The organism is Paenibacillus sp. NEAU-GSW1 (assembly GCF_009737085.1).
In the GTDB taxonomy this organism is placed as follows: domain Bacteria; phylum Bacillota; class Bacilli; order Paenibacillales; family Paenibacillaceae; genus Pristimantibacillus.
This window is the reverse complement of record NZ_WOVL01000001.1, coordinates 87,865-100,817: the sequence shown is the minus strand read 5'-3', so window position 1 is coordinate 100,817 and position 12,953 is coordinate 87,865. Positions and strand designations below refer to the sequence as shown.

Below are 12,953 nucleotides of genomic sequence, written 5' to 3'. Positions count from 1 at the left end.
AGTATAGTCGCCGCACCGTCCCAACTGAATATACAAAGATGCTATTTTATCACACAATCCTGCTATACAGTTGAAGCATTCGAGAGTCATCGGCTATGCTGGAAACAGAGAGCTTCATAAGGAAGGTTGGGTTGCACCATGCACGGAATCATCATTGCGGGACATTATGATAAGGGCGCCGACTACATGTCCAAGCGTCCGAACGGCATGAGTGATTGGCTTATTGCGTACACGCTGGACGGAGAGGGCTATTTCCGTACGCCAGCAGGAGAAAAAAGGTGCGGAGCAGGCGATATTGTATTGTTAAGATCCGGCGTACCGCATCAGTACGGTACGGTGGAGGGCACGCGCTGGCATTTCGTATGGAGCCACTTCGCCCAGGCGACGGCGGAAATCAGCATGCTTCCGGAAGAAGAAGTATGCGTGCGGCATATCGACGACAGCCCGACGCAGCGCCGAGTGTACCGCGCCTTCAAGCGGATTCTGATGGATTCACGGGAACGCCATGCATATTGGCAAGAGCTGTGCACGTTTGCGTTGAGAGAGATATTTACCATCATGCTGCAAAAATCATCGGAAAGCAGCGTCGATCCTCGTGTAGAGGAAACGCTCCATCACATCTCTCAGCAATTGAGCGAGCCGTTCACTGTTGAGCAATTGGCTCGAACGGTTGGCGTATCTCCCTCTCGCTTGTCGCATTTGTTCAAGCAGCAGACCGGCCGCTCCATTATTGATACAGTCAACCGGATGCGGATCGAACAGGCCGCGCTCATGCTTGAGCATACAAACCGTACCGCTTACGAAGTGTGCGGAGATGTCGGCTTTCACAATTACAACCATTTTATTAATCAATTCCGCAAGCATTATTCGACCTCGCCGTCGGCCTATCGGAAGCTCAAGTCGCAGCGCCTGTTATAGATATTCGGCTAAAAGTAGTACAATAGAGGAAACGCACACACTTGCGAAGCAAGTTTTGCTTCGCAAAACTAAGCGTATGCTTTCGAAGCAAGTTTTGCTTCGCAAAACTAAGCGTACGCTTTCGAAGCAAGTTTTGCTTCGCAAAACTTTTAGGAGGGATACATACCAATGAGCTACGAATCTTATTTTGAACAAAAACGGGAACAGCATTTGGATGAATTGAAGCAGTTTTTGACCATTCCGAGCATCTCGGCGCTTTCTGCGCATAAGCAAGACATGGTCCAAGCTGCCGAATGGGTGGCAGACAAACTTCGGAAAGCCGGCCTCCAAACCGTTGAGATTCATGCAACGGACGGCCATCCCATCGTCTACGCCGAGCATCTGCAAGCGCCAGGCAAGCCGACGGTGCTCATTTACGGACATTATGACGTCCAGCCGGTCGATCCGCTCCATCTGTGGCAGACTCCTCCCTTCGAACCGGCGATAAGAGACGGCAAGCTATACGCCCGCGGGGCAACTGACGACAAGGGCCAGTTGTTTCTTCATATAAAAGCAGTTGAAGCGTTGATGAGCCAAGAAGGCTCGCTTCCGGTCAATGTGAAGTTTTGCATCGAAGGCGAGGAGGAAATTTCGAGCCCCAGCCTGCCTGGCTTCATGAAAGCGAATGATCGCAAGCTGGCGACCGACGTCGTCGTCATTTCGGATACTTCCTTGCTTGAGAAGGGCAAACCGGCTATCTCTACCGGGCTCCGGGGACTGTGCTCGCTCGAGGTTGCCATTCATACGGCCAATACCGATTTGCATTCCGGCACTTATGGCGGCGGCGTTCCAAATGCGCTGCATGCACTGGTCGAATTGCTCGCAACGCTGCATGACAGCAATGGCCGTATTGCGGTAGAAGGGTTCTACGAAGGCGTGCCGGAGTTGTCAGAAGCAATGCGCGAGGAATTCGCCAAGCAGCAGTTTGATGAGGAGAAGCTGCGCAATTCGCTCGGACTTGATTCGCTATACGGTGAAGAAGGCTACTCTTTCGTTGAACGAATCGGGGCGCGGCCGACGCTGGAGCTGAACGGCGTATATGGCGGCTTCCAAGGCGAAGGCACAAAAACGGTCATTCCGAAGGAAGCGCATGCGAAAATCACATGCCGGCTCGTCGGCAATCAAGATCCGGTCCTTATGCTCGAACGAATTGCCGCACATCTTAAGGCCCATGTGCCGGCCGGCGCCAAGCTGACTGTAACTCCAGGCGAGAAGGCGCGCGCGTTCAACATGGATCCTGGCCATCCGATGCTGCAAACGGCGGCAGACGCTTACGAGCGCGTATACGGAACGCGCGCGCTGTTCACAAAAGACGGCGGCTCGATTCCGATTGTCGAGACGTTCTCCCGTGTGCTGTCCGCCCCCGTTGTCATGATGGGCTTCGGATTGCCGGATGAAAATCTGCATGCGCCAAACGAGCATTTTAACCTTGAAAATTTCGATAAAGGGCTGCTTACGATTGTCGAGTTTCTGAAACGTTTATAAGGAGGGTCGGGATGTCAGACATCGATAAAGATTTCACAATTGTGCAAGAGCGGCTGGAAGACTGGGTGAAAACCAGCCTGCCCTGCTCAGCGAACGGCCGCGTTGCGGCCTATATTCCCGAGCTTTCCAAAGCGCCAAGCGATGCGCTTGGCATTTACATATTGGACAAGCAAGGACAAGCGCTATCCGCAGGCGACTGCGGGCTTCAATTTACGATGCAGAGCATTTCGAAGGTGTTTACGCTCATTTTGGCATTGATGGATAAGGGCGAGAAAGCGGTCTTCAGCAAAGTCGGGATGGAGCCGACCGGCGATAACTTCAACTCCATGCTGAAGCTGGAGCTTGTGCGCCCCGGCATTCCGTTCAATCCGTTGATCAACGCCGGAGCGATTGCGATTTCATCGCTTATTGACGGCGTCAGCCCAGCTGAGAAATCTGCACGGGTGCTAAGCTTTTTCCGCTCTCTTGCGAGCAACGATTCGCTGGATTACGACGAAGACGTCTACCGCTCGGAATCCGAGACGGCGAACTTAAACCGTTCGATGGGTTATTTGCTGAAAGACAACGGCGTTCTGGAGGGTGATGTCGACGAAGTTCTCGATGTCTATTTCCGGCATTGCTCGATCAACGTCAATTGCGCGGATCTGTCAAGAATGGCGCTCGTGCTTGCGTTCGACGGCGCAGATCCGATTACAGGCGAAAGACTCATTCCGCGCCGTTACGTGCAAATCGCCAAAACGTTTATGACCACCTGCGGCATGTACAACGCCTCGGGCGAATTTGCGATTCAAGTCGGCCTTCCTGCGAAAAGCGGCGTGTCCGGCGGTATTCTGACAATGGTTCCAGGCCGCTACGGCATCGGAGTCGTTGGTCCGGCGTTGAACGCGAAGGGCAACAGCATCGCAGGCGTTCAATTGCTGGAAACGATAGCTCAGGAGCTTGATTGGAGTTTATTTTAGGAGAAAAGTTGCATTTTTAAATAGTATATTTTCGACGACGCAGTTATAATGTGGCTATAACTGTCTAATTGGGAGGAACATTGAATTGACTGACTTTAATAACGGCTCCGGACCGAGCAATCAGCCGCATTATTCGCCTCCGCCCCCTCCGGGCTATCAACCGCAATGGACACCGATGCCGCAGCCCCCAAAGAAAACGAACGGGAAATCGATTGCCGGACTTGTGCTCGGCATTTGTGCGATCATCGTTCCTTATGCTGGATTCATCATCGGCATAATCGGCATTTTCTTGTCCTCGATCGCGTTGAAGGAAATTAAGAAAAGCGACGAACAAGGCAAAGGAATGGCAGTTGCCGGACTTGTATGCAGCATCGTCGGCACGGTATTCTATGGCGTTCTTATCGCTGCCCTGATTATTCTCTTCTTTATTGGGATTAATGTCGGCAGCGAGTATAACGAATATAACAGCAATTATAATTTCGGAATTGCGAACGACTTTGAATAAGCGGCAAATCAACAAAACGGGCAGCCCCGCAAGGTCCAATGGAACCTTGCAGGGCTGCCCGTTTATTATTATCATTACGTTTCCCGCATAAATTGTTCAAGATCCTTGTCGGCCTTGGATTGATTGCAGGCATTGCAAGCGCAGACGCAATTGTCCGGCGTCGTATGTCCGCCTTTGGCGCGAGGCAGCATATGGTCGATCGTATCGCCGTATTCCCCGCAGAAATAGCAAGTGTATTGATCTCTCGTCAATATATATTTGCGGAAGTCCTTGTTGCTGAACAGTCTGCGAATTGTATGACGGTTGACGACGACCGCCGCTCGTTCTTTAACGAGAATGACAGCCAGCTCCAAATCGATCTCTTGATACCAGCGCCGCCCTTTATCGGTTTTGCCCCGCATCCAAATCTTCCCTTGTCGAGTAGGGCGCAAGCAGGACGGGTCGGTCGGCGAATGATTAGCCGGCTTTGGCTGCCGCTGTTGCCTGATCTGCGGCCGCAACGGTTGCCGGCTCCTCGCCGGTTTGGCGCAAGTGACGGCTCCTGCCGATTGCGCACCGCCGCCAGCTGTTGCAGCGACAGGCGCCGCAATAGGCGCCTCTGACGCCGCTACCGGCGACACTTGACGAAGCTTCCGGCAATTGCGGCAAGCTCCGCGCCGCGATTGCTGCCCGGAGCGTCGCCCCGTGCGGCGCAAAAATTCGCCAAGCGGCTTGGATTCATGACAGTGTACGCAAGTTTTCATTGTCGATTGTTCAGTCATTTATTGCTCCGGGCTGTCCATCGCATTTGCCCGCTCCTCATTATCTATATAGTGTATTTTCTGCCTGATTGAAAATGCAGCTGCCGTTACAGCTTCATCCGATAAATCGGCTTATTTTCCAATCCCCGAATGAACGGCGTCCACGGTTCCGTCTCCGGCGTCGCTTCAAGCGCGTCCTCTACCATTTGCAGCTTCGCATCCATGGCGTCAATATGATGGAGCGCCACGGCCTCCGCCGTTTGCGGCTGCACCGGACTCCCCCACTCTCCCAGATTATGATGCGAGAGCACCAAATGCTGCAAGCCAAGCACCTTTTCCGAGTCCAAATCGATGCCGCAGCGAATCGCCGCTTCCGTAATCCAATTCGAAGCAAGCGATATATGTCCGATCAGCTTGCCTTGGAGACTGTAATCTGTCACGATGCCCAACTGTGCGATCATTTCCTCAGGCTTGGCAATATCGTGTAAAATAATGCCTGCTTTAATGAGATCGGCATTCAGAAACGGCCGCTGGCCGCAAATAAATTCGCCGATTTCCAGCATGCGGACGATATGATAGGCGAGCCCGGCGAAATAGGCATGATGATGCATTTTGGCAGCCGGATAGTGATCAAGCTTGTCTTCTACCTTGGACACGCAGTAAGAAACGATTGTGCGGATGTCTTCATCAACGATGCTGTTCATCGTCTGCTGAATCGTATGAATAAGATCGACCGGGGCGATTGGAGCCGAACGGATGAAGTCGGTCATTTTCACGCCGTCCTCCGCAGTCGCAAGCCTCATGCGGATAATTTTAATTTGCAGCTTTTCGCGATAGGTCTGTACTACACCTTGAACCTTAACAAGCCCCATCGGAAAAAAAGTTTCCTTATCGGTCGCCGATACATCCCATAGCTTGGCTGCCATTTGCCCGCTTCCGTCGCACAGCACAATATCGAAATAGTCCTTTGGCGCGCCGCCGTTCGTCAGCTTCACTTCTAGCTCCTTCAATAAATAAAAGCCGGTAAAATCGTCACCGCTTATCAATTGTTTTATTTGCGTCATGTTCGTTCCTCTCTTCTCCCGTAAAGCCGTATAAATCCATTATACAACGGAATCGCCAATCGTGACGCAAGCAATACGGGTTGAAATTGAGCCGTTATGGACATAATGAATAGGCAAAACATCGCGCAATTGTCGAATGATAGCGCAATCAATCTATTTTCAAGATAATATTGATACATAATCGTTATTTAAGTTGGATGGCATGTTTATAATATAATGATTTTATATGTAAGTTCCATTTCTGTCCCTTGAACTTCAAAATCCGTAAAGTCGGAGGTATCTGACGATGTCAGCTGGCAATGAACACAAGCAAGATCCATGGGCATCTTATTACGGGCCCAACCTTGGCTACGTGCAAGAGCAATATGAATTGTATAAGCAAAATCCTGAATCGGTTGTAGCGGAATACCGCGAGCTGTTTGCGCGCTGGGGCGAGCCGCCTCAATACGCAGGACAAGTGAGCGCTCCTATTGTATCTTCGTCCGCTAACAACGCCCAAATTAATCCTAAAGTATTGCAAAATTTAGTAGCTGCAGGCAAATTCGTATGGAATATTCGCGCTTTCGGCCATCTCGCCGCGGACATCGATCCGCTCGACATCGGCCCGAAATCAAACACGAATATGCTCGATGCGGCAACTTACGGCTTAACGCCTGCCGACTTGGCGGAACTTCCTGCCGAGCTCGTATGGACGAAAGCCCCTTCCGACGTGACGAACGGTCTGGAAGCGATAGAGAAGCTTCGCAAAGCCTATACAGGCACAATCGCTTACGAATTCAGCCATGTGCATGAAGAAACGGAACGCTTGTGGCTGAAACAAAAAGCAGAGAAAGAAATTCCGCATGCGGCGCTTACGGTTGAAGAATCGAAAAAGCTGCTGAAAAGACTTTTCGAAGCTGAGCAGTTTGAAGATTTCCTGCAACGTACGTTCGTCGGCGCGAAACGGTTCTCCGTTGAAGGCAACGACGTTCTCGTCGCGCTTGTTGACGAAATGGTTCACGAGCTTTCCAACGACGGCGTCAAGCACATCTTGATGGGCATGGCGCATCGCGGCCGCTTGAACATTTTGGCTCACGTGCTGGGCAAGCCGTACAGCAAAATTTTCTCCGAGTTCCACCATTCGCCGAACAAGAAGCTTGTTCCGGGCGAAGGCTCGATCGGCATCAGCTACGGCTGGACCGGCGACGTGAAATACCATTTGGGCGCTAACCGCTCGATCAAAACCGGCGAAACGGTTGAAACTCGCATTACGCTTGCCAACAACCCGAGCCACTTGGAATATGTCAATCCAGTCGTTGAAGGCTTTACGCGCGCGGCACAGGATGACCGCACCAAGCCGGGCTACCCCGAGCAAAACATCGATTCGGCAGCTACGATCGTTATTCACGGCGACGCTGCATTCCCGGGCGAAGGCATCGTAGCGGAAACGCTCAACCTCGCTCAGTTGACAGGCTACAAGCATGGCGGCACTTTGCACGTCATCGCAAACAATAAGATCGGCTTTACGACGGAAAGCCATGACTCCCGTTCGACGCATTATGCGAGTGACGTTGCGAAGGGCTATGAAATTCCGATCGTTCACGTTAACGCAGACGATCCGGAAGCGGTAATCGCCGCTGCGCGGATGGCAAGCGAATATCGCACAACGTTTAAGAAAGACTTCCTGATCGACTTGATCGGCTACCGTAAATACGGTCATAACGAAACGGACGATCCGGAAACAACACAACCGCTCATTTACAAAAAGGTAAAAGCTCATCCGACGGTTAGCCGTATTTACATCGACAAGCTCATTGCTGCCGGTAAAATTACGGAAGCGGAAGCCGAAGCGATCAAACAGGAAGTTGTCGAAACGCTGAAAAACGCCTATGAAGAAATGAAGGCGAACAGCGGCAAAGAGCCTGTTCATCAAACGCAATTGCCTTCCATCGATTCGGAAAAAGGCATCGCAATTACTCCGGTATCTGTCGATCAGCTGCGCGAAATTAACGATGAACTGCTCCGCTGGCCGGACAATTTCTCGATCTATCCGAAGCTGAAGCGCATTTTGGAACGCCGCGCGACTTCACTTGATCAAGGCGAGAAAATCGACTGGGCACATGCCGAGACGCTGGCGTTCGCAACGATTCTTGCTGACGGCAAGCCGATCCGTATCAGCGGTCAAGATGCTGAACGCGCAACGTTCGCGCATCGGAATCTTGTCCTGCATGACCCGGAAACAGGCGCGACGTTCTGCCCGCTTCATCAATTGCCGCAAGCGAAGGCTTCGTTTGCGATTCATAACAGCCCGCTGTCCGAAGCAGCCGTAATGGGCTTCGAATACGGCTACAACGTATTTTCGCCGGAAACGCTCGTCATTTGGGAAGCTCAATTCGGCGACTTCGTCAACGTTGCTCAAGTTCTGATCGACCAGTTCATCGCAGCCGGCCGTTCGAAATGGCAGCAAAAATCGAGTCTCGTCATGCTCCTCCCTCACGGCTATGAAGGCCAAGGACCAGAGCACTCCAGCGCTCGTCTGGAACGCTTCCTGCAGCTTTCCGGCGAAGAGAACTGGACCGTGGCGAACTTGTCCAGCGCAGCGCAGTATTACCATCTGTTGCGCCGCCAAGCATCCATTACGGAAACGGAAGACGCTCGTCCGCTCGTCGTTATGGCGCCGAAAAGCCTTATCCGCAATCCGCGCGTCGCTTCGACGGCGGCTGAGCTCAGCGAAGGCTCCTTCCAGCTTGTTCTGGAACAGCCGGGCCTCGGTTCGCGTCCCGACCGCGTAGAACGTCTCGTTCTGGCGACTGGCAAAGTAGCCATCGATCTCGAGGAAGCCATCGAGAAAGATGCCGGCGAAGATAAAGACTGGATTCACGTTGTACGCGTCGAACAGCTTTATCCGTTCCCGGATAAAGAAATTGCAGCCATTATCGCTCGTTTCCCTAATTTGAAGGAAATCGTCTGGCTGCAAGAAGAGCCGCAAAACATGGGGTCCTGGAGCTACATGGAACCGCGCATTCGCAAAGTTGCGCCGGCAGGCGTATCTGTTAACTATATTGGACGCCCTGAACGTTCGAGTACGGCAAGCGGCTTCCAGCAAGTTCACACATTTGAACAGCAGCACATTCTATTGCAAACATTGAAACATAATCCGTCACTAACACTTAACTCGGGGAGGTAGTCGCATTGCAACAAATTATAGTTCCGGCTATGGGCGAATCAATTACGGAAGGTACGATTTCCAAGTGGGTCGTTAAAGTAGGAGACGCTGTCAAACAAGGCGACGTGCTTCTTGAGCTTGAAACAGACAAAGTCAACATTGAAATTAGCGCTGAGCAAGACGGCGTGCTGCAAGAAATTACCCGCAATGAAGGCGACACCGTTCAAATCGGCGAAGTCATCGGCAGCATCGGAGCGGGCAGCGGCGCTGCTCCTGCTCCTGCAGCGGCACCGGCTCCAGCACCTGCAGCAGAAGCTCCAAAAGCAGCCGCACCAGCGGCTGCTCCTGCTCCGGCAGAAGCGCCGGCGGCCAGCAATGGCGGCCAACTGAACGCTTCTCCTGCAGCTAGAAAGCTTGCAAGAGAAAAAGGCATCGACCTTGCGCAAGCGCAATCGTCGCTTAGCCGCGTAAGCTCGGATGACGTTCGCTCGTTCGGCTCGCAGCCTGCCGCATCCGCTCCTGCTGCGCCAGCAGCTCCGGCAAAAGCAGCTCAGCCGACTTTCACTTCGAACAAGCCTTATGAGCGCAAAAAAATGTCTCGCCGCCGCGCTACGATCGCTAACCGCCTCGTAGAAGCGCAACGCACAGCTGCTATGCTGACGACATTTAACGAAGTCGATATGTCCGCGATCATGGACCTGCGCAAACGCCGCAAGCAATCGTTCTTCGACAAGCATGATGTGAACCTCGGCTTTATGTCCTTCTTCACAAAAGCTGTCGTTGGCGCATTGAAAGAGTTCCCGCTTCTGAATGCGGAAATCGAAGGCGACGACATTATTGCTAAACAATTCTACGATATCGGCATCGCCGTTTCGGCGAAAGAAGGTTTGGTTGTTCCAGTCGTTCGCGACGCGGATCGCCTAAGCTTCGCTGAAATCGAGAAACAAATCGTTGATCTTGCCGGCAAAGCGCGCAACAACTCGCTCGGTCTTGCTGAACTGCAAGGCGGCACATTCGGTTCGCTGCTTTCCACCCCAATTCTGAATGCACCGCAAGTTGGTATTCTGGGTATGCACAAAATCCAGCTCCGCCCGGTTGCGATCGATGCTGAGCGTTCGGAAAACCGTCCAATGATGTACATCGCGCTTACTTACGACCATCGTATCGTTGACGGTTCGGAAGCTGTTCGCTTCCTCGTTAAAGTAAAAGAAATGCTCGAAGATCCAGAAACGCTGCTGCTTGAAGGCTAATCTGGCTGATATATGAAGAGAGGAGGCTTGACCGCTGCGGCGGTACGAGCCTCCTCTTTCTTTTGCTGCTATTCGTAGTAAACGCGGAAAATCATGTCTTGATTGTAGTTGCCAAAGCCTTTTCCATATAACGTAAGGCCGCCGACATGTTCAGCATCTTCATTGACTGCTAAGCGGAACGTCCAATGATTGCGGTCCAGCTCGATATCGTCTATTGATACATCGGAAACCTTCTGTCCATCGATAAAGGTTCCGTCCTCTTGCACGCGAATGACCTTGAGCAGACCGTATTGGTTAACGTCCAGCCGCCACCACGCCGGCGAAAATTTGCCGCGCTCATCTCCGTAGTCGCCAGGGCTTGTCCATATGCCGATACTAACGCCATTCAACGAAAATTCAATATCCGAAGGCCAATTCTCGTTAACTCCCGGCGCTTCGGAGCCGATTTCCATCACAAGCTCAAGTGCGCTTGGACGTTGACCAGGCAGCAAGTAATTCGGTATTTTGTATTCGACATACCCTTTCCCGAACCAAAGAATGCCTGCGTTCATCCGTTCCGGCTCAAGGAAGAAGCGCGGATCGTCAAATTGGCCGATCATTTTCTCACGGGAAGCAATGCCGCAGGTCGGATAGACCTCATATTCCGTATAGTGGCCGACTGGAATGCTCGTTTCGTGCATTTTGACGGCGCCTTGTGCAGGATGCGGAATGTCGATCTGGATTTCGTGTTCGGATAACGTGCAAATTTTATGCGTACCGCCCTGCTTCCGCACCATCTTGGTTTGGATAATTCCCGCCTTCTCCAGCTTGCGGATATGCATCGTTACAATCGCGCTGCTCAAGCCTAGCGCCTCTGCAAGCTCTTTTACATTCATCGGATTGACCGCAAGCAAATCGATGATGGAAAGCCTTACTGAGCTGGCCAGCGCCTCATACAGCGGCAGCCATGCTATGTCCGTATTTGCCTTTATCATATCGGCTTTTCCAAACCTCCTTAAAGTTTAACGATTTGCAAATCAAAGCCGCTTATTACGTTTCTAATTTCTTATATCATAGTACAAAATGGAGTGTCCCGACAGTCAAAAATAATTTGATCTGCAGAACACTCCATCTTTATATAAAATGCTTACAGTTTAATGCGAATGACGTTCCAGGACGCTTTAGCCAGCGACGATACGATTTTACCGTTCTCAATTACTGCATTGCCGTTCGTATGCGGCTTCACGCGATCCATCGCATCAATTGTATTTCTCGCCTTCACATCGTTTGATTCCAGCACAATATGCTCGATGATGCTGAAATCGCCAAAGCTGCGAAGGTCGATTTCGAACGGAACCGCTTCTCCAAGATGACGGTTAACCGCAAAAATCGTAACTTCTTCTTTCTCTTCGTTGTGAACAGCGACCGATTCGATATACGGCACGTCCGTAAATTCTTTCGTGTCGTATTTGTCCGATTTTAAAAGCGGTACGAGCACGTTGCCGCGGCCGAACAGGCTCGCATGCATGTAAGGGAAGTATATCGTTTGCTTCCATGCAGCGCCGCCGTTTGCTGTCATGATCGGAGCAATAACGTTAACGAGCTGGGCGATGCAAGCCATTTTAACCCGGTCTGCGCGTTTCAGCAAGCTAATGAGCATACAGCCGACGACAAGCGCATCCTCATGCGTATAAATGTCTTCCAGCTGCGGCGGAGCGATTTGCCAAGGATCCAGCTTTTTATCGGACTCATGGGAATGGAACCATACGTTCCACTCGTCGAAGCTAAGGTTAATGTTTTTCTTGCTCCGTTTTCTCGCTTTAACGTAATCGGCAGTCGAAATAACGGTATTAATGAACGAGTCCATTGCAAGCGAGCGCGCAAGGAACGTTTCCGTATCTTGTTCTGCATTGCCATAATATTGATGGAGCGAAAGGTAGTCTACATTGTCATACGTAAGATCCAGAACGGTCGATTCCCACTCTCCGAATGTCGGCATGCCGATATGCGAGCTGCCGCATGCAACGAGTTCGATTGTCGGGTCAACCCATTTCATTACTTTAGCTGTCTCGTTCGCGATCCGTCCGTATTCGTACGCCGTTTTCGCGCCGATTTGCCATGGGCCGTCCATTTCATTGCCCAGGCACCATGTTTTGATATTGTGCGGATCCTTGTAGCCGTGCTTGATGCGCAGATCGCTCCAATACGAGCCCGACGGATGGTTCGAGTACTCGATCAGATTGCGCGCTTCGTCTGGCCCGCGAGTGCCAAGGTTAACGGCCATCATCGCTTCCGTGTTCGCTTTTTTACACCAGTCCATAAACTCATTGAAGCCGATCCAGTTCGGTTCGATCGTTCTCCAAGCCAGTTCAAGACGTCTTGGGCGCTCAGCTACCGGACCTACGCCGTCCTCCCAATTGTAACCGGATACAAAGTTGCCGCCCGGATAGCGTACAATCGGAACGTCCAATCCTTTTACAAGCTCTATTACGTCTGGGCGGAACCCTTGCTCATCCGCATCAGGATGATCCGGTTCATAAATGCCGCCATATACAGCGCGTCCCAAATGCTCGATAAAAGATCCGTAAACGCGTTTGTCTACTTCGCCGATAATGAAGTCTTTGTCCACGATCATCGTCGCCTTATTTGTTGCCATTGTCGTCATGCCTCCAATTTGAATTAACAATACAGTAAATTAGTAAACAAATTTATATTTCTTTTTTTAATTAAACAACATATTCGATCGTAATGCAATAGCTAATTCATCAATTTTAGAATTAATAAAATAACTAATTCATTTCGTTAGAATCAAGGATGGGACCGTTCTCAACTTTCTCTGTTTATGCGTTGTGCGAGCGCTCTCCAGTAC

At 51.3% G+C, this 12,953-nt stretch carries 10 protein-coding genes; 6 read left to right on the top strand and 4 right to left on the bottom strand.

Translation table 11 applies throughout. The features are described 5' to 3' along the window. Nucleotides 1-138: 138 nt before the first annotated feature. From GOM71_RS00425 to GOM71_RS00410, 4 genes are all read left to right on the top strand, one after another. On the top strand, nt 139-918 hold the full coding sequence (locus GOM71_RS00425) for a helix-turn-helix domain-containing protein (protein ID WP_156277256.1): 780 nt from the start codon (nt 139-141) through the stop codon (nt 916-918). 168 nt (nt 919-1,086) lie between these two features. Next, nucleotides 1,087-2,442 (top strand): dipeptidase, encoded by a 1,356-nt coding sequence (locus tag GOM71_RS00420; RefSeq protein WP_156277254.1) that lies wholly within the window; start codon nt 1,087-1,089, stop codon nt 2,440-2,442. An 11-nt stretch (nt 2,443-2,453) separates the two neighbouring features. After that, on the top strand, nt 2,454-3,401 hold the full coding sequence (gene glsA / locus GOM71_RS00415) for a glutaminase A (RefSeq protein WP_156277252.1): 948 nt from the start codon (nt 2,454-2,456) through the stop codon (nt 3,399-3,401). An 85-nt stretch (nt 3,402-3,486) separates the two neighbouring features. Continuing rightward, a complete protein-coding gene (locus GOM71_RS00410; protein WP_253944609.1) occupies nt 3,487-3,906 on the top strand; it encodes a DUF4190 domain-containing protein in 420 nt (139 codons plus the stop codon). 74 nt (nt 3,907-3,980) lie between these two features. Here the strand turns inward: GOM71_RS00410 and GOM71_RS00405 are convergent, their stop codons facing one another. Beyond that, nucleotides 3,981-4,667 (bottom strand): HNH endonuclease, encoded by a 687-nt coding sequence (locus tag GOM71_RS00405; protein WP_156277249.1) that lies wholly within the window; start codon nt 4,665-4,667, stop codon nt 3,981-3,983. An 86-nt stretch (nt 4,668-4,753) separates the two neighbouring features. Then, nucleotides 4,754-5,710 (bottom strand): 3'-5' exoribonuclease YhaM family protein, encoded by a 957-nt coding sequence (locus GOM71_RS00400; RefSeq protein WP_156277247.1) that lies wholly within the window; start codon nt 5,708-5,710, stop codon nt 4,754-4,756. A gap of 286 nt (nt 5,711-5,996) precedes the next feature. On the opposite strand from GOM71_RS00400, the gene GOM71_RS00395 reads away from it, so the two are divergent. Both GOM71_RS00395 and odhB read left to right on the top strand, forming a co-directional pair. After that, nucleotides 5,997-8,876, top strand: a complete 2,880-nt coding sequence (locus GOM71_RS00395; RefSeq protein ID WP_156277245.1) for a 2-oxoglutarate dehydrogenase E1 component — start codon at nt 5,997-5,999, stop codon at nt 8,874-8,876. 5 nt (nt 8,877-8,881) lie between these two features. After that, nucleotides 8,882-10,105 carry a 2-oxoglutarate dehydrogenase complex dihydrolipoyllysine-residue succinyltransferase gene (gene odhB / locus GOM71_RS00390; protein WP_156277243.1) on the top strand — a complete coding sequence of 408 codons (1,224 nt, stop codon included), beginning with the start codon at nt 8,882-8,884 and terminating at the stop codon, nt 10,103-10,105. A gap of 68 nt (nt 10,106-10,173) precedes the next feature. Here odhB and GOM71_RS00385 read toward each other — a convergent pair whose 3' ends face one another. Both GOM71_RS00385 and arfA read right to left on the bottom strand, forming a co-directional pair. Continuing rightward, nucleotides 10,174-11,079 carry an ArsR/SmtB family transcription factor gene (locus GOM71_RS00385; RefSeq protein WP_156277241.1) on the bottom strand — a complete coding sequence of 302 codons (906 nt, stop codon included), beginning with the start codon at nt 11,077-11,079 and terminating at the stop codon, nt 10,174-10,176. A 152-nt stretch (nt 11,080-11,231) separates the two neighbouring features. Then, on the bottom strand, nt 11,232-12,740 hold the full coding sequence (gene arfA, locus GOM71_RS00380; RefSeq protein ID WP_156277239.1) for an arabinosylfuranosidase ArfA: 1,509 nt from the start codon (nt 12,738-12,740) through the stop codon (nt 11,232-11,234). Nucleotides 12,741-12,953: the final 213 nt, after the last annotated feature.